At 42.2% G+C, this 23,523-nt stretch carries 15 protein-coding genes; 7 read left to right on the plus strand and 8 right to left on the minus strand.

Annotation, left to right across the window (positions count from 1 at the left end):
- Positions 1-11 precede the first annotated feature (11 nt).
- The 4 genes from WA1_RS36875 to WA1_RS36890 form a co-directional block, all read right to left on the minus strand.
- Entirely contained in the window at positions 12-440 is a 429-nt protein-coding gene (locus WA1_RS36875) for a universal stress protein (protein ID WP_017746767.1), read from the minus strand.
- Positions 441-529: 89 nt separating this feature from the next.
- Complete coding sequence (locus WA1_RS36880) at positions 530-1,045, minus strand: hypothetical protein (protein WP_017746768.1); 516 nt, start codon at positions 1,043-1,045, stop codon at positions 530-532.
- Between the two features lie 164 nt (positions 1,046-1,209).
- A complete protein-coding gene (locus WA1_RS36885; protein WP_017746769.1) occupies positions 1,210-2,013 on the minus strand; it encodes an SDR family NAD(P)-dependent oxidoreductase in 804 nt (267 codons plus the stop codon).
- 232 nt (positions 2,014-2,245) lie between these two features.
- Positions 2,246-4,243, minus strand: a complete 1,998-nt coding sequence (locus WA1_RS36890; RefSeq protein WP_026135035.1) for a hypothetical protein — start codon at positions 4,241-4,243, stop codon at positions 2,246-2,248.
- Positions 4,244-4,739: 496 nt separating this feature from the next.
- Here WA1_RS36890 and WA1_RS36895 point away from each other — a divergent pair, with 496 nt between their 5' ends.
- Entirely contained in the window at positions 4,740-5,171 is a 432-nt protein-coding gene (locus WA1_RS36895; RefSeq protein ID WP_017746771.1) for a hypothetical protein, read from the plus strand.
- A gap of 223 nt (positions 5,172-5,394) precedes the next feature.
- On the opposite strand, the gene sbcD is transcribed toward WA1_RS36895, so the two are convergent.
- Positions 5,395-6,645 carry an exonuclease subunit SbcD gene (gene sbcD, locus WA1_RS36900; RefSeq protein ID WP_033336165.1) on the minus strand — a complete coding sequence of 417 codons (1,251 nt, stop codon included), beginning with the start codon at positions 6,643-6,645 and terminating at the stop codon, positions 5,395-5,397.
- 828 nt (positions 6,646-7,473) lie between these two features.
- Here sbcD and WA1_RS36905 point away from each other — a divergent pair.
- Entirely contained in the window at positions 7,474-7,725 is a 252-nt protein-coding gene (locus WA1_RS36905) for a hypothetical protein (protein ID WP_017746774.1), read from the plus strand.
- A gap of 26 nt (positions 7,726-7,751) precedes the next feature.
- Here WA1_RS36905 and ggt read toward each other — a convergent pair whose 3' ends face one another.
- Positions 7,752-9,599: a gamma-glutamyltransferase gene (gene ggt / locus WA1_RS36910; RefSeq protein ID WP_026135036.1), complete on the minus strand. Its 1,848-nt coding sequence runs from the start codon at positions 9,597-9,599 to the stop codon at positions 7,752-7,754.
- A 111-nt stretch (positions 9,600-9,710) separates the two neighbouring features.
- Between ggt and WA1_RS36915 the strand changes: the two genes are divergently transcribed.
- Positions 9,711-9,932: a ribbon-helix-helix domain-containing protein gene (locus WA1_RS36915; RefSeq protein ID WP_017746776.1), complete on the plus strand. Its 222-nt coding sequence runs from the start codon at positions 9,711-9,713 to the stop codon at positions 9,930-9,932.
- A 37-nt stretch (positions 9,933-9,969) separates the two neighbouring features.
- On the opposite strand, the gene WA1_RS36920 is transcribed toward WA1_RS36915, so the two are convergent.
- Complete coding sequence (locus WA1_RS36920) at positions 9,970-10,251, minus strand: hypothetical protein (protein WP_017746777.1); 282 nt, start codon at positions 10,249-10,251, stop codon at positions 9,970-9,972.
- 218 nt (positions 10,252-10,469) lie between these two features.
- Positions 10,470-11,657, minus strand: a complete 1,188-nt coding sequence (locus WA1_RS36925) for an AAA family ATPase (RefSeq protein ID WP_419183629.1) — start codon at positions 11,655-11,657, stop codon at positions 10,470-10,472.
- A 464-nt stretch (positions 11,658-12,121) separates the two neighbouring features.
- Here WA1_RS36925 and WA1_RS36930 point away from each other — a divergent pair, with 464 nt between their 5' ends.
- The 4 genes from WA1_RS36930 to WA1_RS61960 all read left to right on the plus strand — a co-directional run bounded on the left by WA1_RS36930 (position 12,122) and on the right by WA1_RS61960 (position 23,521).
- The gene (locus WA1_RS36930; RefSeq protein ID WP_017746780.1) at positions 12,122-12,514 is read left to right on the plus strand and encodes a type II toxin-antitoxin system Phd/YefM family antitoxin; all 393 of its coding nucleotides are present in this window, start codon (positions 12,122-12,124) and stop codon (positions 12,512-12,514) included.
- A gap of 443 nt (positions 12,515-12,957) precedes the next feature.
- Positions 12,958-19,722, plus strand: coding sequence for a HAMP domain-containing protein (locus WA1_RS36935; protein ID WP_066613142.1), 6,765 nt, complete (start codon positions 12,958-12,960; stop codon positions 19,720-19,722).
- Between the two features lie 149 nt (positions 19,723-19,871).
- Complete coding sequence (locus WA1_RS36940) at positions 19,872-23,120, plus strand: CHASE3 domain-containing protein (protein ID WP_017746784.1); 3,249 nt, start codon at positions 19,872-19,874, stop codon at positions 23,118-23,120.
- Positions 23,114-23,521 carry a response regulator gene (locus tag WA1_RS61960; RefSeq protein ID WP_017746785.1) on the plus strand — a complete coding sequence of 136 codons (408 nt, stop codon included), beginning with the start codon at positions 23,114-23,116 and terminating at the stop codon, positions 23,519-23,521. The genes WA1_RS36940 and WA1_RS61960 overlap by 7 nt, the downstream gene beginning before the upstream one ends.
- Positions 23,522-23,523: the final 2 nt, after the last annotated feature.

Consider the following 23,523-nt stretch of genomic DNA (forward strand, 5'->3'; position numbering starts at 1 on the left):
TAGAATAATGTTTAAGTGCTGAAAGCCTCGCCCTGTATAACTAAAACCGAACAAGGAGCATTGTGAAGGACATGACTGCTGACGCTCCCTAATAAAACTTCCGTAAAACCTCTAAAACCTCTGCGACCAAGTACAATCAGATCTGCCTTCCAACTTTGTGCTAAATTGCAAATAGATTTTCCCGGTTCTCCGACTCTGCATAAAGATTCCACTTCAATCCCTTGCTCCTGTGCCTTTCTCTTATAAGCTTGAGTTAATTCTTCCCCTTCTTGAGTTTTCTCTTTAATTGCAGTTGGGAACGTAAGTTTTGAGCCAAGATCCACGCAGTTGAAGATCATTAAGCTAGCCGACTCTTTTTTGGCTAACTCTAAAGCTTCCTCAAATACTAGCTGTGTTTCCGGTGATGCATCAAGAGCCACCAAAATTTTTTTAAAACCCACGGACAACCTCCTTGCGATCGCGAAGCGCAAGCTGTACCCAGCTTATCGCTACCTTTATGCTGTTATTTTCCTACAAAAGCGCCGCCAAGCTATTTTTTCTTTGAAATCACCTCAAAATTGAAAGAAGCAATACAAAGGTCATTTACGTAAATTTCTATAGTATGTTTACCAGCCGGATCGCCAGGAGTCATCGTCCAAAAATTTTCAATAACTCCTTTTTTTGCTTCCTGTATGCGTTTTGTGACTGCTTCTGTCCCGTTTGTTGATAGTGAAAAGTCTTCCCCGCTATTTGTGCTCCAGGTTTCTGGCACTTTAGGTAATTTGATTACTTCACGCCATGTTACTACACCTTGGTAGTTTTTGAGGTGAATTCGCCAACCATATTTATTTCCTTCTTTTAAGATGACTTTATTTGTAGGTATAAAGGTAGATTTATGACTACTGCTATCTCTTAAAACTCCAAATTCAGCTTTATTGACAGTAATAGATTTAACATTTGCGGGTTGCGAATATACTATATCGTGAACTGTAAAAGAAGCGATCGCCCAAGGAATTAACCCGCAAGTTGCTAGCACAATGACGTAAGACCAATGTTTTCTTTGCATGATTTTTTGTCTGATTATGCTAACTATTCATAAATAAAAACCCAGATTTTTTTTGATAAAATGACGACACTTTATAGATATTTTATACAAGTTTTTCTTGGTCACTGGTCACTGGTCACTGATTACTGGTCACTGGTCACTGGTCACTGGTCACTGGTCACTGGTCACTGTCGTTCCTGCATACTTCTCACAATTTTTGTGACCATTTTTCTTGGGCCAAATTTTACACTAGCAGCTAATATCTTATTCTTGATTCCAGTAAGAACAACAGTTTTGCCTTTCATTAAGGCAGCATAGCCAATTTTGGCTACAGTTTCTGAATCCATAATCTTTTGACCGTTAATTAGCTTTGAGTCTTCCATTGCTGCTCTTTTCTGAAAACCAGTTTCTGTTGGTCCCGGACAAAGTACTGTGACTGTAACACCAGTTCCCTCTAATTCATTAGCGATCGCTTCCGAAAAAGATAACACGTAAGCCTTTGTTGCAAAATAAACTGCCATCAAAGGACCTGGTTGAAATGCTGCAGTTGATGCAATATTTAATATTCTGCCGTAACCTTGCTTAATCATATCTTTCAGGAAGAGCTTTGTTAAATGGGTGAGACATACCACATTAACTTGCATCATTTGTAACTCAATATTAAGGTCAGTTTCATTAAACAAACCATAGGTAGCAAATCCAGCATTATTGACTAAAATATCTACAGTAATATTTTCTTGTTGTAATTCTTGGAAAATTTCTTCTGGAGAGGTGGGAGCGGATAAATCTTTGGTAATGACTTTAACTGCAATGCTATATTTTTGCTTTAGGTCTTGTGCAATTTGAGCTAGCTTTTCGCCACTTCTCGCTATTAGCACAAGATTGTAACCTTCTCGAGCAAGTAATTTTACAAATTCATAACCAATTCCACCAGATGCTCCTGTAATGAGAGCAGTTTGCTTCTGATTCTTCTGGTTTGTTGTTTTCATAACTTTCCTTACAAAGGTGACTTCATGCTCTCTTTAGATTACATAACAAAGTAGAGTGAAATCTGCTACTAAGGGATGTCCAAGAAATAAATTATCCATCTTGTGGGACGGGCGTCCTCGCCCGTTCTATATCGGTGGCGGGCCTATATCAGTGGCGGGCCTATATCAGTGGCGGGCTAGAAGCCCGCACCACAGAAAGTTGGATATTTTTTTATTTGGAAGTCCCTAAACTTTAAAAAGTTTTGACAAACTCAATCAACGCCTTCTTATCTTCATCAGATAATTCCGAGCCAAAAGTATGACCCTTGTCCTCAATGAAGTCAGGAGACTTGTTTGCCCTAATAAATAAGCGTGCAAGTTTGCCTTTAATGCCACCTTCAGGTCTCACATCTTGGAGAAAGTGCAAAATGTTAAAATCTGTGATTGCATCTCTAATGTTGATATTTGCTACTAAATTCACGGGTGTTCCTTTGGGAACGGGAAGCTTAACAATGCCACGAGGAAGCGTTAACGTGCTGGCTTGAGTGGTTCGGCTGATAATGCCTTCACGTTTTTCAGGCCACAGCATTTTTTCCATTGCATCTGTGTAAGCTTCTACACGTCCTTTAACGGATGGATCTTCATTGTAGATTCCCAATGTGTTGTTGTGCAAAAATGGTGCTGTTGCCCAAATGCTAACTAGCGATGGTGTGCGGTAATATCCTACACCGCCGGAAGGCACTTCAAAATTAATGGGTTCGCTTTTGTCGAAAGGATTATCGAACTTTAAGGTACCTGGTGATGGCAATTCCTTGTAAGTTTTAGAGGAGAATTGTTCCCAAATATGCCCTTTTGTTGCATTTGTCGCTAACGCACGCCCTGCATTTGTGCCTATAAAAGTGACGGGGTAACGCTTGTCATCAGACAAGAAGTTGTGGTCTAAGAAGTCACTGCTCGATACAGAGTCCAAATACCACTGTTTGGCTTGTTCTGGGTTCGCTGCAATTTCTGCGGGCGGCTGTTTGCTGGAATGACAACTAGCACAACTGTTGGCAAAAACAGCTTTCCCGCGATTGAGAAGTTCATCATCGTTGGTTAGGAATGCTTCACCACCAGGAGCATCTTTAAGATTCATGGGTTTGATGGTTTTTAAAAACGCTTCCATATCTCCCATGCGGGCTTCTGTTGCTCTCCATTCTCCGCACTCCTTCCTGGCTTTTTCGATATCAAAAGGTCGTTGTGATTTTCTGCCTAATATGGGGTCATGGAGACTTAACCAGTAATCACCGCACATCCCAATGTTGACGTAAACCCGCAGTGATGCATTTGCAACTCCAGTGGAATCTGCCCCATCCTTAAGAATGTGATTGACTTCCTGTATGGAACCATCGTTCATGACTTCTGGATATTTAGGGCGATCGCTTAAATTAAAAATAGCATTGACTGCATTGGGGGCGTTAATGTAATCTGTCGCAATGCGAGAAGTATCTGAAGTCCCTGGCTTTTGTGAGTGCAGCACTTGCCATTTAAAATCATCTGGCTTAATTCTCGCGCCAAACAATTCATTTTCCTTAATGTACTGATTCCCCAACGCTGCTACCAAGTTTTCCCATTTTGGGTGTTCTGGGTCTTGGGGTGGGTTGAGAGGGTCTAAGGCTACGTGACAAATAGCACAGGATTGTCCGATTCGGTAGGGAGGTTCTACTTGTGCATCTTGCTTATACTTTTCTGGGTCCCATTTGACTGGATCGAAGTTGGGATTTGTGAACTTCCGCAATCCAATAACTCCTGTGGATTGCGGATCTTTACACTTATCCAGCCACAAACCATATTCATCTGGTTCCGTTGCCTTTTCACAGCCCGGATCGTTGATTGCTCCGAAACGATTGAGCCGTTGATCGCGATCGCGTGTATCAATTAAACCCAGTAAATCTACTTCACCATGAGTTTGTTTTGCTACGTCACGGTAGTATTTATCGTTTCCAGCCGTCCATAAGTACCACGTACAACGACCCCGCTTTTCTGCATCCGTCAGGTTGTCATCGTATGGTAAGTAACCAATACCATCACAGTTATTGACATCATCTGAGTACTCAGCATTAGATGCTTTTTTATACTCAGTAGCGACGGGGATAGATGTTTCACTAGATTCGCTAGCGAAAGCTGTAGGTGTTCCATAAAAGCCGCAGACTATAAACATAATCACGGCAAGGAGCAGACAGGTAGTAAATAATAGACTTGTCTTCTTCATAAAACTCACTTGTCGCAAGACTATACTTTTATAACTCATGTATTGGCAGAAATTTGACATGATATGTTTTACTTAAATAGGTGTAAGCAAAATTAACTCATGCACTTGAGAAATAGAAATCCTAAATCATTAATGAAAAATTTTAAGTAGTAGGGTGGGCTACCCCTGCAGCCTCAACCCAGAATTTTAGCTTAGACGAGCTATTACGAGTCTTAAGATTTTCTTTACAAATTATCTCTGAAATAAATTTGCTGACATTTCTTATAATGTTGCTGTTCTCTAAGAGGATGTTTGAAAAGTTTTGGGCGAATATAATTCGCTACTATATAAACTAAGTCCGCCTATGCGGACTAACGGGAAATCAAAATATTAAAACCCACGTAGGTGGGTTTTGCTTGTATAGCCGCGATTTCCAATCGCCAAGGCTGTATTAATTGCGACTGACTGATTATCTAACTCCTTTTCCTATTTATCTTTGAACCAGAGGTAATTAAAAATGACAATTACAATGAAAGACTTGATGGCAATGTCGCCTGTAGAATTAGATAATCTTTATAAAAACAGTCCTATTGGTGAAATTCCCAACGGTCAAAGCAATGGTAAAGTGCTCTTTGTTTTTGAAATTTCGATGTGGGAAGTCTTTTCATCTTTAATTGATTCGCTTTTTTGGCAAGGAAAGATTTTTTACCGAGAGCAAGGATTTTTGCTCAATCGGCTGACTGTCTTTGGGTTTCATATGGTCGAAGCGAAAGTATACAGGGGAAATAGTCAGTTTAGCGAAGGAGAATCCATTATCTTGGACTACTCCAAATCTTCATTTATTGCTCAGAAGATTCGAGATGAAATTCGTGAGGTTGCGCCCGGATTGTATCTGGGTCAGGCTTATTGGGATCAAACCCGAGTGCTATCTTTTGCTTTACAATTCTAAACTTTGTAAAATGGGCAATAAATCATTTCTTAACTATGCCCAATTCCCCATTCCCAATGCCCGTTTTACATTGGCACTTTGGCATCATTGGAAATTGTACAATGAGTATTGTATAGATCAAGTGCAAGAGTGTCGAAAGACATCATACCCCGGTAAAAAAAACCGGGGATTTTTATAAAATCTCATAAACTGTACACTTTGGTCACTGGTCACTGGTCACTGGTCACTGGATCACTGATTCGAGTGAAACTTCTACATCATCAGCTAATAACTTGTGTGCTGCATCTAACATTAACTCTGCTATGTCTTTGAGGTCATTACGGTTGTTCAAGTAAGTTTTTAACGCGTCCATCGGGTCAATACTGTTGCTTGCGCTTAACTCAGGAATGCGGGGACGAGCCAATTGACTGATCAGTTCTGGTTGGATGCTATGGGTATGAGCTGCACTGAGAGTACGGTGCAATTCTGAAGTATCAATTAAATCTAGTTGTTCGGAACGCAGTTTGTAAATCAGTCGCACAACAGCATCTTGGATGTTGTGTTTTGCGATCGCTTTCACAATTGCTGTTTGCGGATCTTCTATCTTAGAGACATCAATCTCAATAGTCTGAAAAGTTCGTGCGGGTAAAGGAAAAAATTCCCACTGCGCGTCACCCCGCTCGATTTCCAACATCACATAACCTTTCTCTTCCTTTTCTTCACTAAAATCCACCCTTTCGATACTTCCTGGATAAACAATTGGGGGATCGTTAGACTTATTGAGATTTTGGTGACGGTGTACGTGACCCAAGGCGACATAATCAAAGCAAGGTCGTGTTAGCAAAGAGATAGGAAGTGTAAAACCTTTTCCTACTGCTAAATAGCGTTCTGCTCCCAAAGATGCATTATCCGCCATTAAATGACCCAAAAGAACAGTTGGTACATTGGGGTCAAGACGGCGAATTTCTCCTTCTAGTACTACTTCAAGACGTTCAATCAGCAGCTGGTTAATTTCTATTAAAGATAAACCTTCAGTCTCTTGACGAGTCATCAAAGTCGAGCGAGTGAGCCAAGGAAGGGTAAGAATTTGTATTAACCCATTACGAGTTGTAATGCGATGAGTTGTTAAGCGATCGCCCACAACCACTCCCGGTACACCCAAGGTACGATAAATACAAAGACTAGCGCCCCCCAGTCCTTGAGAGTGTTGATCGTGATTTCCTACAAGGAGAACCGTCGGGATGTTGGCATCTGCAAGACGACGAAACTGACTGGCAAAAGCTTCTTGTACGTATGGAGGTGGAGTTGCGTCGGGAAAAGCATCACCTCCAAAAATGACTAAATCGACTGGTTCTGACAATGCTCTGTTAATGCATTGAGACAGAGAATTGACAAAATCCTCCAATCGCGTATTCAATCCGGTTTCGGGATTAATCTTTCCGTGGGAAAAACCACTTCCCATATGGATATCAGAGAGATGAAGAACTTTTATCATAATTATTAGTCATTGGTCACTGGTCACTGGTCACTGGTTATTATGTAAAGAGAGTGTCCGGACATAGCGTAGACTCGCCCGTAGAACGAGTATACTGTTTGTGTACCGTTGTATTCATTAAGAATAGCAAGTTCTCTATAGGAATCCTATTTAATTTTTGAAATATACGCAGTAGCAGTAGCACTAGGGTGGGCATTGCTCACCAAAAACTTTATTCATGACTAATGACAAATGACCAATGACAAAGAACAAATAACTAATGACAATCATTAAAAATTCAAAATCAAAAAAACTGTTAGTTATCAATAAATTGTTCATTGCAAACTTCTTGTTGAACAATTATATATAAATAAGAAGTACTAACTACTTTCTGCGATGGTCTCGCTAACAAATCTCACAAACCTTGCCATGACAATAATTCTTTTCTCATGCCCAATGCCCAATGCCCTATTTTCAATTCAGATAGTATTGAAAATAGTAAAATATATATCAATCTTTTTAACTAAAACCATTGTAAAAAGTACTCAAACATACATAAATTCTCCGGAACTGCAAATAACATTGGGTATACAGGTACATAGACACAAAGCCCAATGCCTATTTTCATCCGTCCCAATTGTACGCAGCTTATGACGACTACTTAAGAGTTTGCTTTCATTAACCTATGTATGCGTTTGTAAAGTTCTTGAGAAATTTCCTCATATGTAATTCTTTTTTGTAGCTTTGGCGACAAAGTTAAAGAGAAAAATTACCTCTATTGGGTGAGGCTATACTTGACATAAGTCTGCGAATATGCATTCAATAGCTCAAAAGATTAAGGAGTGTACTATGTATAGACAAATGTGCTGGTTATCACAGTCTGGCGAAAGTGGGCAAAAGATTCTGCATTTGCAGACTGCACCCAATCAGCCTTGGCGTCCTTACACCGCGTTTCGACAATTTTCTGTCCCCGATTATCCAATACCAGGAGGTTCTAAAGGTTGGGCAACTTACCAAAAACTTTTAAAAGCAGGCTGGACATTAGTACCTAACGCACGTGCAAATGAGTTTAGCTCTGAATCGGTAGAAGTTAAGAGTTAATACCATTTTGGATTGAGAAAGTCAATTTAATAGCCTTTTGCGGAACCTTCTCCGCGCGGATCGGCTGCGCCCTCTAAAGTTCCATCAGGTGCGACTAAAATTGTGTTGATATTTCCCCAAGGCGCAGTCTGCTGAATCTTGTGTCCCCGTCTTTGTAATTCTGTGATGGTAAGAGCATCTAAACCTAAAGGTTCTACTCTCAATTCATCTGGCAACCACTGATGATGTATGCGTGGTGCGGATACGGCAGAACCTGCATCCATGTTGTATTCCAGCACATTAAGAAGAACTTGCAATACTTGAGTAATAATTGTGCCACCACCAGGCGCACCTACTGCCATGCGGAGACGATCGCTTTCGGTGATAATGGTAGGAGTCATGCTGGATAAAGGAATTTTTCGTGGTGCGATTGCATTGGCTTCATTACCGACAAGTCCAAAAGCATTGGGAACTCCAGGTGCAGCTGCAAAGTCATCCATTTCATCATTAAGTAAGATACCAGTTGTAGGCACTACGATTCCAGAACCAAAACCGTAGTTAACAGTGAACGTAAGGCTAACTGCATTGCGCTGTTCATCTACAACCGTTAAATGAGTTGTTTCCGGAGACTCGTAGAATTTTGGATTTTGGATTTTGGATTTTGGATTTTGAATTTTGGATTTTGGGTTTTGGATTTTGGATTTTGGATTTGTGTTAACGGTTGCAGGTATTGAAGATGAATTTACTTGCTGTAATGTTTGGAAGTCTACAGGTTTTACCTTAGTGGAAGATCTCGCCCGTTGCATATCTATTTCTTGGCGGCGTTTTTTTGCATAAGCACCGCTAAGAAGTTGTGCTACGGGTACTTTAACAAAATCTGGATCGCCTAGATGTTGAGAACGATCTGCATAAGCAATTTTCATAGCTTCCACCATAAGGTGTAATGCATTTGGGTGATGCCATCCTAAGGATTTCAGATCGGTGTCACCAATAATATTTAAAATCTGTAATAAATGAACTCCTCCTGAGGAAGGTGGTGGCATTGAACACACTTTGGCTTTGCGGAAATTGCCACAGACAGGAGTACGCCAAGTTGTTCTGTAAGATTTCAAGTCTTCTAAAGTAATTAACCCCCCGTTTTTTGCCATGTCAGCAGCAATGGTGCGGGCAATATTTCCGGTGTAAAAGCTTTGAGGATTTTTGGCAAGTTCTTCTAAAGTTTTGCCTAAATCTTGCTGTACTAGCCTTTCACCTGGTTGATAAAACTCTCCCTTGCGAGTGAAAATAGCTCGTGCTGCTGGGTTGTTGAGAATAACCTGTTTGCGATCTTCATACACTTTCAAAGAACGCCAAGTTACCCGATGACTGAGAGTAAAACCGTCTTTTGCAAGAGCGATCGCAGGTTTCAACACCTCTTGCCAAGGTAGTTTACCATAGCGTCGATGAACTTCATACATCCCCGCCACAGTTCCTGGTGTTGCTACGGCTAGGTAGCCGTCAATACTTAGATTGGGGCTTACTTTGCCTTGTGCATCCAAGTACATATTTTTGGTGGCTTTGATTGGCGCACGTTCCCGGAAATCTAAAGCTTTAATTTCACCAGTTTTTGACTCACGTAACAGTAAAAAACCACCACCGCCAATTCCAGCTGAAAAAGGTTCTACAACAGAGATCGCAAAAGTTGTAGCAACTGCTGCATCAACTGCATTCCCACCCTTGCGTAACATCTTCACTCCTGCTTCACTAGCCAAAGGATTAGCAGATACTACCATTGCCTTTTTTGTTCGTAGTGGTGGAATAACGGTAGCTAGTACAGCTTGGCTGTAAAATAAAATACTAAAAGAAAATGCTGCAAATGCTACCCGTTTGCCTTGATCCAAAATAGGGTTTGTCATAAATGTCCCAACTGGTTCGTACATAACACTATAATTGCATGCCACTGAGAACTACTTCTCATAACATCTTTTCGCTATGATGTACTTACTGTTTGATACAAAGACGACACTATGAGTAATACAAAAGAGATGGTTCACTTCAATCTAGATTTATCACCTGAACTGAACGAGACATTGGAGGAACTTGCTGAAAAGATTGGTGGAAGTAAAAGTGATGTTTTGCGTCAGGCAATTGCATTAATGCAAATCATGGTAATAGCTAAAGAAAAAGGGAAGAAATTTGGAATTGCAGAGCCAGATCAGCCTCTAGCTACTGAAATCAGTATTCCCTAAATCAATTTTTAATTTCGCCGTTTTAGTATGCAAACTCTCAAGAAACAGGGGAGTGGGGAATAGGGAGTAGGAAGTAGGGGAAAGATGTTTCTTTCATTCGTAGCGGGTGGTGCGCCGCCCGTGGGGCTGCTCCTAATGAACCAGAGGAACTGATTACAGGAGGTTCTCTCAACCTATCATCTGCAACAGAAAAATTAGTTGCTACGGGTTCCCTAAATTTATCCTCTCCTGAAGATGCAGAGTCGGAACGCAAAAATAGAGATCGAGATAAAGAGCTTGAACGCGAGCAAAAACGAGCAAGTTTTTGGGTAAAGGACATAGGTGTGTTTTTATTAGCACTTTTGTTAGTGTTGCTAATTGACTTTTATGCCTTTACAATTCTTTTACAAGATAGTGCATCGGAGGGCAAAATTAGGTTTGCAATTGCTGCCCTCAGTTCTACAGTCAGTAGTCTTCTTAGCTATCTTGTTGGTAGAGCTAGCAAGTAGTCATATTCTTTTGAAGAATTTGGGTTGGAAAAGTGGTGGCTCCCTGTCGTCAATTAGTCCCGAATCTCCAGTCTTCAACTCCTTTAGCACTAAGTACTATCCAACGAGGCCAAAATGGATCGTGTCCTGGTAAAACTCTTTGAAGTTCCTGATGAATTTGTGTTGGTCTTCTCAGATTTTCTGGAAACGCATTCATCTCATCATTACGCATCCAAGCCTCTGCTGCTTCAATTGCGATTTCTGCTTCTTGGGAACGGGCTTGTTTGAGGCCAAAAATTTCTGAGGTTAACCATCCAACTGTGTCCCCTTGTTTTGACCAAGGTACTTCGTCAAGGCTAACTTCTTTATCTTGTAATTTAAATAAAAATAATTTATCTTCTTGCTCATTAAATTTTGGCTCTAAGGAAGCAAGAACAAGTGGCGAATGAGTAGTTACTAAAGCCTGTATTTTCGTCCAAGGTTGTAATTCACACGCCACAGTTAAAATAGCTGGTAAAATCACTCTCTGCCAACGGGGATGTAAATGAGATTCAATTTCATCAATTAGTACAACTATCTGATTTACTGGCTTTTGTTGTCGCAGTTCAGAAGCTTTTTTATGTTCGTACCAAGTCCACACTAGTAAATAAGCTAGTCCCAAAATACGCTTCATTCCGGCTGATGTTTGAGTGACAGGAACATTCCCATAAGGCAGATTAACTGTAGGAATATCGCGCACGTCTTCAATAGAAACTCGCGTTGGTTCTCCCACTTGTATCCATTCTGAAGGGTGGGGTGCAAGTTTTTTAATGACATTAGAAAAGAGTTGAAAAGGATATTTATTGGGTTGATTCTGCCATGTTACCCAATCTTGAATTAGACCATTACAAAGAACTTTATCTTGTGACTTTAATCCATTCCACAGTGTATTTGGATTAAAATTGTAAGCAATATCGCGTTGACGAGCTGGGTCAAAAACAGAAAAACTACCATCAACACGCATATAAATAACTACCTCTTTTAATAAAGGAGGCATTTGTAAATGACGCCATTGTTGTTCAGAAAAATCAAAGTAACTCTGATACTCTCTTATTTCTTTTTTAGTGCTAACTACGCCCGTAATTTGTGGATTTTCACCTCTGACTTGTTGTGGGTATGCTGGTTGGTCAGCCCAACTTGTGGTCAGAACCCACCAAGCAATATCAAGTAAAAAACTTTTACCTAAACCATTATCACCTGTAAATATATGGCTCTTCAGTACTTGTTATGCTAAAATAACAAGTACTGAAGAGCCCTATTTTTTTACCATTAGCCATCTAATCTTAATTAATAAAGTTAATTGTTACCAGTGGTTAATCTGGTGGAGAGTCAATTCGCATCATCGGTCTTGTTTGTCACGTTAAGGGTTGCTGACAACATCCCTTTGTAAAACATCGGTAAGTCGCTCTCTCACTATTTCTCTCTATAGAGTGATAAAAGAGCGTTATTTTGAAGAATTTTGGTTGGAAAGGTGCTAGATCCCTATCGTTTTTGCGGACTTTACCACGTATTTTCGCTATTATGTGTTTACGGTTTAAGTAAGTCGGAGCAAATAATCGTCACTGGTTCGTAGTTGCGCTATGGCTGACGCCACGCTTCGCGAACAGCGCTAAAGCTCTACTCCGAACAGAATTAGCGAGATTTTACATTTCATTACTTTTAAAAATCAAATAGGAGTTCCATATGACAAAAGTCAACATAAATGTAGATAACAACAATTTTCCAGATCTGATTCATAAAGTTACAGAAAGTGGAGAACGTATAGTAATTGAACAGCAAGGGAAAGCAACAGCTGCAATTATTACCTATGATGATTTAAAACGACTTGAAGCACTGGAAGCTTCCATACTCAAAAAAGCAGAACTAGAAGAATATGAATTGCTAACAGTAGCAATGAAAAATTCAGATTTTGATTTTCTTAAAGACCAAGAAGATATCTACACCTTAGCTGATGGCAAACCATTTCATGATCCAGAATATGCTCAATCAGTAGTAAGTGAACCAGATTTCTGTTCTATAACAGAGCCAGAAGAAGATATTTATACCCTTGCTGACGGAAAACTATTTCATGATTAAGGTCAAGTACCACATTAGCCCTCACGTGGTTATCTCTCGTCTCTCGTTCCCAGCCAGATGCACAAAATGGAGACTGCGAAGCTCTCTTTCGCACCTATAGCTGAGGTCAGGGATCAGACCCATAACTCGCCAACAGCATTCGCAGAAGCTGTCGAGGATCTGATAGCAAAGTAAAAATTTATACTATTCATTGAAAGTACACTTGTATTGATAATTTTCATACCCTGGATAGATTTCAATAATATATCTTAGTCAGGGTGTTTTAAATTAGTTATAGTCTAGACAATCCTCCCTTAGACTAGACATAAAGTGGTACAAACCCCAAAATCCCTTTATGGAAGAAATAAAAAACTGCTTCATTATTCAAATCCCCTGCTTTCAAGTATAGGGATTCACTGGTCACTGGTCACTGGTCACTGCTCACTGTTTAATAGCTCAATAATATGGTTGCGGAACAGTTAACAAAAGAAAACGAGAATTTAGATCTAAGACAGCTATTGAAAACACTCTCAGCTGTTAAAAAAGGCGACTTTTCTGCTCGTATGCCTATAGATCAGACGGGTATAGCAGGAAAAATAGCTGACGCCCTCAACGATGTGATTGAACAAAATGAGCGGTTAACAGCAGAACTACAACGCATTGGTAATGTTGTTGGGAAAGAAGGTAAAATTACCGAAAGAGCAACCCTTGGTAATGTACGAGGTTCTTGGTCAGCTTGTGTTGATTCTCTCAATACTCTAATTACAGATTTAGTTCAGCCAACAGCAGAAACTGCGCGTGTTATCCGGGCTGTGGCAAATGGTGACTTATCCCAAACTATTGCACCAGAAATTGAAGGTAGACCTCTCAAAGGAGAGTTCCTGCAAACTGCCCAAATGGTTAATACCATGGTGGGGCAGTTAAACTCTTTTGCTTCTGAGGTGACGCGGGTAGCCCGTGAGGTGGGTACTGAAGGGAAACTGGGGGTACAGGCGGAAGTTCCAGGGGTGGCTGGAACTTGGAAGGACTTGACTGATAGCGTGAATTTAATGGCAGGAAATTTGACAGCTCAAGTCCGTAATATTGCGGAAGTGACGACGGCAGTGGCAAATGGTGACTTATCGAAGAAAATTACTGTTGATGTCAAAGGGGAAATTTTAGAACTGAAAAACACCATCAACACGATGGTAGACCAACTCAACTCCTTTGCTTCTGAGGTGACGCGGGTTGCTCGTGAGGTGGGTATTGAAGGAAAACTGGGTGTTCTAGCTGAGGTCAAAGGTGTTGCGGGGACTTGGAAGGATTTAACAGAGTCGGTCAATATGATGGCGGGGAATTTAACCGCTCAGGTACGTAATATTGCGGAAGTGACGACGGCGGTGGCAAATGGTGACCTGTCGAAGAAAATCACTGTTAATGTCAAAGGGGAAATTTTAGAGTTGAAGAACACGGTCAACATCATGGTAGACCAACTCAACTCTTTTGCAAGTGAGGTAACTAGGGTTGCGCGAGAAGTAGGTGCTGAAGGAAAACTGGGAGGTCAAGCTCAAGTCCCTGGGGTGGCTGGAACTTGGAAGGACTTGACCGATAGCGTGAATTTCATGGCAGGAAGTTTAACTGCTCAGGTACGTAATATTGCGGAAGTGACAACGGCGGTGGCAAATGGTGACTTGTCTAAGAAAATCACTGTTGATGTCAAAGGCGAGATTTTGGAGTTGAAGAACACGATCAACACGATGGTGGATCAGTTAAACTCTTTTGCTTCGGAGGTCACTAGGGTGGCGCGAGAAGTGGGTACGGAAGGTAAACTCGGCGTACAAGCAGATGTACAGGGTGTTGCAGGTACCTGGAAGGATTTGACGGACAGCGTCAATATGATGGCAGGGAATTTGACAGGGCAAGTGCGTAATATTGCGGAGGTGGCAACGGCGATCGCAAACGGTGACTTGTCGAAGAAAATTACTGTAGATGTGAAAGGGGAGATTTTTGAACTCAAAAACACCATCAATATCATGGTGGATCAGTTGAGTTCTTTTGCATCCGAGGTCACCAGGGTTGCAAGAGAAGTAGGTTCGGAAGGTAAACTCGGCGTACAAGCGGATGTGAGGGGAGTTGCGGGAACTTGGAAGGACTTGACCGACAGTGTAAACTTTATGGCGGGAAGCTTAACCGCCCAAGTGCGAAACATTGCGGAAGTCACGACAGCGGTGGCGAACGGTGACCTGTCTAAGAAAATTACCGTAGATGTGAGAGGGGAAATTTTAGAGCTGAAGAATACCATCAACACCATGGTGGATCAACTCAACTCCTTTGCAGGTGAAGTCACGAGGGTGGCTCGTGAAGTGGGAGCAGAAGGGAAACTTGGCGTCCAAGCTGAGGTGAAGGGAGTTGCCGGAACCTGGAAGGATTTGACCGACAGCGTCAACTTTATGGCAGGAAATTTGACAGCCCAGGTACGTAATATCGCGGAAGTGACAACGGCAGTGGCAAACGGTGACCTGTCTAAGAAAATTACCGTGGATGTGAAAGGGGAAATTTTGGAGTTGAAGAACACTATTAACATTATGGTGGATCAACTGAGTTCCTTTGCATCCGAGGTTACCAGGGTTGCACGAGAGGTGGGTACTGAAGGGAAACTCGGCGTACAAGCTGAAGTGAAAGGAGTCGCAGGGACTTGGAAAGACCTCACAGGTGCGGTGAATATGATGGCGGGAAACCTCACCGACCAAGTGCGGAATATTGCAGAAGTCGCAACTGCGATCGCAAACGGTGACCTGTCCAAGAAAATTACAGTACAGGTGAAAGGTGAGATATTAGAACTGAAGAACACTATGAACATCATGGTGGATCAGTTGAACTCCTTTGCGTCTGAGGTGACGCGGGTTGCACGAGAAGTAGGTTCCGAAGGAAAACTCGGCGTACAAGCGGATGTGAGGGGAGTCGCCGGAACTTGGAAGGACTTGACCGATAGCGTGAACTTTATGGCGGGAAGCTTAACCGCCCAAGTACGGAATATTGCTGCAGTGACGACAGCAGTAGCAAACGGTGACTTGTCCAAGAAAATTACTGTAGATGTGAAAGGCGAGATATTAGAACTCAAGAACACCATCAACACAATGGTGGATCAGTTAAACTCCTTTGCGTCGGAGGTTACTAGGGTTGCGCGAGAGGTGGGTACGGAAGGTAAACTTGGCGTACAAGCCCAAGTACCGGGAGTTGCAGGAACCTGGAAAGATTTGACCGATTCGGTAAACTCAATGGCGGGAAGTTTAACTTCCCAAGTGAGGAACATTGCAGAAGTCACAACAGCAGTGGCAAACGGTGACTTATCCAAGAAAATTACTGTAGATGTGAAAGGCGAGATATTAGAACTCAAGAACACCATCAACACAATGGTGGATCAGTTAAACTCCTTTGCATCGGAGGTCACCAGGGTAGCACGAGAGGTGGGTACGGAAGGTAAACTCGGCGTACAAGCTTACGTGAAAGGTGTTGCTGGGACTTGGAAAGATTTGACCGACAACGTGAATTTGATGGCGGGTAACCTGACGGCGCAGGTGCGGAACATCGCGGAAGTGACAAAAGCGGTGGCAAATGGTGACTTATCTAAGAAAATTACCGTTGATGTGAGAGGTGAAATTCTAGATTTGAAAAACACCATCAACACAATGGTTGACCAACTCAGTTCCTTTGCATCTGAGGTAACTAGGGTTGCGCGAGAGGTGGGTACGGAAGGGAAACTTGGCGGTCAAGCACAAGTCACGGGTGTTGCAGGTACTTGGAAAGATTTGACCGACAATGTAAACTCAATGGCGGGGAACTTAACAGCACAAGTGCGAGGAATTGCGCGAGTTGTGACAGCCGTTGCAAACGGTGACTTGAAACGCAAACTGATGCTTGATGCTAAGGGGGAAATTGAAACCCTCGCAGAAACTATCAACGAAATGATTGACACCCTAGCAACCTTTGCCAATCAGGTGACTACCGTAGCCCGTGAGGTGGGGATTGAAGGGAAATTGGGAGGTCAAGCGAAGGTACCTGGTGCGGCGGGAACCTGGAAAGATTTGACGGATAATGTAAATGAACTGGCTGCAACTCTGACAACTCAGTTAAGAGCGATCGCAGAAGTCGCAACTGCAGTAACGAAAGGTGACTTAACGCGTTCGATTTCCGTGGAAGCATTGGGTGAGGTCGCAATCCTGAAAGACAACATCAACCAGATGATTGCGAACTTACGAGAAACAACCCAAAAGAACACCGAACAAGACTGGTTGAAGACGAACCTAGCCAAGTTCACCCGAATGCTACAAGGTCAGCGAGACTTAGAAACAGTATCCAAGTTAATTCTTTCAGAGTTAGCACCACTAGTAGGAGCATCTCACGGCGTCTTCTATATTATGGAAAGCTTAGAAGACAATCCATTCTTGAAGCTATTAAGTAGTTATGCTTACCGAGAACGCAAACACCTTGCCAACCGCTTCCTCCTTGGTGAAGGCTTGGTAGGACAGTGCGCTTTGGAAAAAGAACGCATTCTGCTGACAGAAATACCCCAGGACTATATTAAGATTGGTTCTGGTTTGGGTGAAGCAGCCCCACTCAATGTTGTCGTTTTGCCTGTCCTATTTGAAGGACAAGTCACAGCAGTGATTGAACTCGCATCATTCCGACGCTTTAGTGAAATTCACCTGACTTTCTTCGACCAACTGACCGAAAGCATTGCAATTGTATTAAATACCATTGCAGCTAGCATGCGAACTGAAGAGTTACTCAAGCAATCGCAGTCTTTGGCACAGGAGTTACAAGCACAGCAAAACGAACTCAGGGAGACAAACAAGCGCTTGGAACAACAAGCCCAAACCCTAAAAGCTTCCGAAGAATTACTGAAAAAGCAGCAAGAAGAGTTACAACAAACTAACGCCGAACTCGAAGAAAAAGCAGAGTTGTTAGCGTTACAGAACAAAGAAGTTGAACGCAAAAATCAAGAAATTGAATTTGCAAGGCGTTCTTTGGAAGAAAAAGCAGAACAACTCGCCCTGTCCTCAAAATATAAATCAGAGTTTTTGGCAAATATGTCCCATGAATTGCGGACACCACTCAATAGCTTGTTGATTTTGGCGAAGCTGTTATCAGATAATGTTGGAGGTAATTTAACCGATAAACAAGTCGAATACAGCCGCACAATTTTCTCCTCTGGTAACGACCTGTTAGCGTTAATCAATGACATTCTGGATCTGGCGAAAATTGAATCTGGGACTATGTCAATTGATGTAGACCAAATGCTGTTTACAGAATTACACCAACATATTGAGCGAACCTTCAGTCAAATTGCGGCTGACAAAAACCTCAGTTTTAACATCGAACTCGCTGCTGGTCTTCCCAGAAGCATTCATACGGATGCCAAACGTTTGCAGCAAGTGTTGAAGAACCTGCTAGCCAATGCGTTCAAGTTTACTGAACGTGGAGAAGTTCGCTTGCGGATGTTTGTCGCAACTCAGGGATGGACTTACGACCACGAATCTTTGAATCGCGCCCAAACTGTCATAGGCTTTGCTGTGAGCGATACAGGTATTGGCATTGCTAATGAGAAGCAAAAGATAATTTTTGAGGCGTTTCAACAAGCAGATGGGACTACCAGTCGCAAATATGGTGGTACGGGATTGGGCTTATCAATTAGCCGGGAAATTACTCGGTTGTTGGGTGGGGAAATTAAACTTGTTAGCCGCCTGGGTGAGGGAAGTACCTTTACACTTTACTTACCCCAAGCAAGAGGATATGAGGACTCGTTAATATGGCGACACGGAGACACGGTCTCTTCATCGTCTCCCTCTGGAGTTACCAATCGAGCTAATCCCTTACCGCAAAGCGACTCATCCCAAGACGTGACTTCATCCCATCGTCTCCTCCCCTCATCTCCCAACTCCTCTTCTTGGGAACTCCCATTCATCCCCACTCCGACTTCTACGTTATCCTCCAGTCTTAACTCCCATTCACTTCCAACTCCCAATTCCCCAATAGCCAATCCCCTGATTGATGATCGGGGCAATATTGAAGAAGGCGATCGCTTACTGCTGATTATTGAAGATGACTTAAATTTTGGGCGCATTCTTTTAGACTTAGCACGGCAACAAGGATTTAAGTGTATCGTTGCTGCCAACGGTAGTACGGGGTTGGCTTTAGCACAGCAATTTCAGCCTGCTGCTATCATTTTGGATATCCGCTTACCGGGGATGGATGGTTGGACGGTACTCGACCGCTTAAAGCATGACCTCAAAACCCGTCATATTCCAGTGCATATTATGACAGTAGAGGAAGGACGGCAACGCGGCTTGCAACTAGGTGCAATTGCTTACTTACAAAAGCCGGTCAGTAGCGAAGCCTTGCATCAAGCGTTAAATAGGATAAAAGGTTTTGTAGAACGTCGAGTTAAGAGTTTGTTGGTAGTAGAAGATGATGATACCCAACGACAGAGCATTGTAGAATTGATTGGTAATAGTGATGTTGCCACCACTGCTGTGAAAACAGGAACTGAAGCGTTAGAAGCTATACGCAACAAACATTTTGATTGCCTTGTGCTCGATTTGGGATTACCCGATATGACGGGATTTGAACTCATCGAAAAAATTAAGCAACACCCCAATGGTGAAGCATTGCCAATTATTATCTATACCGCAAGAGAGTTAAGCCGCGCAGAAGAAACTCAACTTCGGCGCTTAGCAGAGACAATCATTGTCAAAGATGTACGTTCTCCTGAACGTCTCCTTGATGAAACTGCTTTGTTCCTACACAGAGTTCAAGCTGAATTGCCAGCACCAACGCAACAAATACTGGAAAAATTGCAAAATTCCGATCCCCTGCTTGTGACCAAAAAAGTTCTCATTATAGATGACGATGTACGTAACATTTTTGCTCTCACAAGTATGTTAGAACGCTACCAAATGCAAGTTCTGTATGCTGAAAATGGTAGAGATGGCATTGAACTTTTACAGAAGACACCAGATATTGATGTTGTGTTGATGGATGTTATGATGCCTGGAATGGATGGCTATGAAACAACTCGCTTGATTCGTCAAGACAGTAAATATAAATCTCTACCCATTGTGGCGCTGACTGCTAAGGCAATGCAGGGCGATCGAGAAAAATGCATTGAATCTGGTGCATCAGATTACATCACTAAACCTGTGGATACCGAGCAATTGCTATCATTGCTTCGCGTCTGGTTGTATAGATAACAGTGACCAGTGACCAGTGACCAGTGACCAGTGACCAGTGAATGAGGAAAAAAAGAATGCGACAGATAGTTGGGTGAAATTAAGCCCCGCAAAGCTTTTCAATCCAAAATCCAAAATCCAAAATCCAAAATGGTATTAGCTACTGAAAAATGTTTTCTAATCTAAGAATTGGCACCAAGATAGGCGCAAGTTTTGCATTAGGGTTAGCAATTCTTGGTGCTCTTGGATTTATTTCATATCGCACCACAAATAATCTCATTGAAAATTCTCGCTGGCAAACTCATACCTATCAGGTGCTTGGGGGGTTAAATGATTTAGTTTCTCAGCTTAAAGATTCTGAAACAGCACAACGCGGTTACCTACTGACTGGAGAAAAGCGTTATTTGGAACCGTATAATACCGCACTTTCAGTTATTGAAAATACGGTCACAAATCTTCGCCAATTAACAGCAGATAACCCTAATCAGCAGCGCAGGATTAATGCTTTAAAACCAATAATTGACCGGAAATTAATTAATATTCAAAACTCGATTTCCTTACGAGAAAAACAAGAGCTTGAATCTGTAAGGCAATACTTGATAACAGATAATGGCAAAACGTTGATGGATGAAATCCGTCGGATAATTACTGAGATGAAAACCGAGGAGCAGAAATTATTAGAACAGCGTTCTATCTCAACTCAATTAGCTACCCAACAAGCAATTGATACTATTATTTATGGTATCCCTTTATCTTTTCTATTTTTAACTTTAATTGCTATTTATCTCAATAGAAACATTTCTCAGCCTCTGCGAGAAATCTCTGGAGTTACTCAAAAGTTAGCAACGGGAAATTTATCACTGAGTGTGTCTACCGGAAAGCGCCAAGACGAAATTGGAGTGTTGGCACAAGCGTTTAACCAAATGATTGTCAATTTGCGGGAGACAACTCTTAGAAATAACCAAGAAAACTGGCTGAAGTCCAATCTAGCTAAATTTAGCCAAATGTTGCAAGGTCAAAGAAGTCAGGAAACGGTTTCTGGAATGGTTCTCAGCGAGCTTGCACCGTTAGTAGGCGCACAACAAGGCGTTTTCTATGTCATGGATTTTGTTGATGAGCAGCCAATGCTCAAGCTTCTAGGTAGCTATGCTTACCAACAACCTAAGCACCTATCTAACCAATTCCGTCTAGGGGAAGGACTGATTGGACAATGTGCCCTGGAAAAACAGAAAATTATATTAACAGATGTACCAAACGATTACATCAGTATTGTTTCTGGTTTGGGAGGATCTCAACCGTTAAATATCATCGTGTTACCTGTATTATTTGAAAATCAAGTAACAGCAGTGATAGAGCTAGCCTCTTTCCAACGCTTTAGTGAGATTCATCTAACATTCCTCGACCAAGTTACTGAAACTGTTGGTGTAGTCCTGAATACGATTAAATCTGATACTCGTACTCAACAACTACTCCAACAGTCTCAAGCTCTAGCACAAGAGTTGCAAAGTCAGCAAGAAGAACTCAAGCAGAGTAATGAGCGATTGGAACAACAGGCCGTTGAGTTGCAAGCATCGGAAGAACTTTTGATTCAACAGCAAAAAGAGTTACAGCGATCTAACGAAGAATTACAGCAGCTTAACGTAGAACTTGAAGAAAAGGCGGAATTAGTGTCCGCACAAAAAAAAGAAGTCGAACGCAAGAATCAAGAAATTGAATATGCAAGGCGTTCTCTGGAAGAAAAAGCAGAGCAACTAGCACTTTCGTCAAAATACAAGTCTGAGTTTCTGGCAAATATGTCCCACGAATTGCGGACACCACTTAACAGTTTGCTAATTCTGGCTAAGTTGCTGGCAGATAACGTAGATGGCAACCTAACTGACAAATATGCCAAATACTGTAGCACAATTTACTCGTCGGGTAAAGATCTTTTGGCATTAATCAATGAAATTCTCAACCTAGCGAAAATCGAATCGGGAACTATGTCAATTGACATAGACCAAATGTTGATTGCGGAATTGTACGAGCACATTGAACGTACCTTTAGGCAAGTTACTGTCGATCGAGGACTCAATTTCTTCATTGAATCGGCTCCCAATCTCCCAAGAAGTCTCCAGACTGATGCCAAGCGTTTGCAACAAGTGTTGCAAAATTTGCTGGCAAATGCTTTTAAATTCACAGAGCGTGGCGAAGTCCGCTTACGGATCTTTGTCGCAACACAGGGATGGAGTCACGAGCACCAAACTTTAAATCGCGCTCAAATTGTCATTGGTTTTGCTATCAGCGATACAGGTATTGGCATTGCACCCGATAAGCAAAAGATTATTTTTGAGGCGTTCCAACAAGCTGATGGCACTACTAGTCGCAAATATGGCGGTACTGGTTTAGGCTTGTCCATTAGCCGCGAAATTACTCGTTTGCTTGGTGGAGAAATTCAGCTTGTCAGTCGTCTTGGTGAAGGAAGTACATTTACACTCTACTTACCTCAAGCAATACAGAGGGACACGGGGAAATTATCCCTCTCCACGTCCCCCCATCTCAATGTCTCTGCGTCTCCTGTTACCTTTCAAGCCCAAGGGGAACCCCGCTCTCTTACAGCGCCACTCCCCCCCACTCCCCTGATTGATGACAGAGGTAACCTCAAAGAGGGCGATCGCGTACTTCTGATTGTGGAAGATGACCTGAATTTTGCCCGCATCCTTTTAGATATGGCGCAACAGATGGAATTCAAGTGCATTGTTGCCCATAATGGCAGTATGGGTTTGGCACTCGCACAGCAATTTCATCCGTCAGCGATCGTTCTTGATATCCACTTACCAGAAACGGATGGTTGGACGGTGCTCGATCGCTTGAAGCACGATCCGAACACCCGCCACATCCCAGTGTATATTATGACTGTGGAAGATGGAAGGCAACGCAGTTTGCAACTAGGTGCAATCGCTTACCTACAAAAACCTGTTAGTCGTGAGGAGTTGTATCAAGCGTTGACTAAGATTAAAGGATTTGTTGAGCGTCGGGTGAAAAATCTGCTAGTTGTAGAAGACGATGATACTCAGCGGTATAGCATTGTAGAATTGATTGGCAATGGTGATGTTGCCACCACTGCTGTCAGTACTGGTGCTGAAGCACTAAAAGCGATACGCGAGCGAGACTTCGATTGTGTTGTTCTGGATTTAGGATTACCCGATATGAACGGGTTTGAACTGATAGAGCAAATCAAGCAACAGCCCAATGGAAAAGCACTACCGATTATTGTCTACACTGCAAGGGAGTTGACTAGAACAGAGGACATTCAACTGCGACGCTTGGCAGAAACAATTATTGTTAAAGAGTTTGTTCTCCAGAACGTCTCCTCGATGAAACAGCCTTGCTCTTACATAGAGTTCAGTCAGAATTACCCGCACCCAAGCGACAAATGTTAGAACATTTGCGTAGTAGCGATCGCGTACTTGTGAACAAGAAAGTTCTCATTGTAGATGATGATATGCGTAATATCTTTGCCCTTACAAGTGTGTTAGAGCGCTATCAAATGCAGGTTTTATATGCAGAAAATGGTAGAGACGGCATTAATGTTTTGGAAAACACACCGGATATTGATGTGGTTTTAATGGATGTGATGATGCCTGAAATGGATGGCTATGAAACGACACGTCAGATTCGCGAGGACAATAAATTTAAATCTTTGCCAATCATCGCGTTGACTGCTAAGGCAATGCAGGGTGACAGAGAAAAATGTATCGAAGCTGGTGCATCAGATTACATTACCAAACCAGTCGATACCGAGCAATTGCTCTCATTGCTACGTGTTTGGTTGTATAGGTAGGG

The sequence above is a fragment of the Scytonema hofmannii PCC 7110 genome, from assembly GCF_000346485.2.
GTDB classification, from domain to species: domain Bacteria; phylum Cyanobacteriota; class Cyanobacteriia; order Cyanobacteriales; family Nostocaceae; genus Scytonema; species Scytonema hofmannii.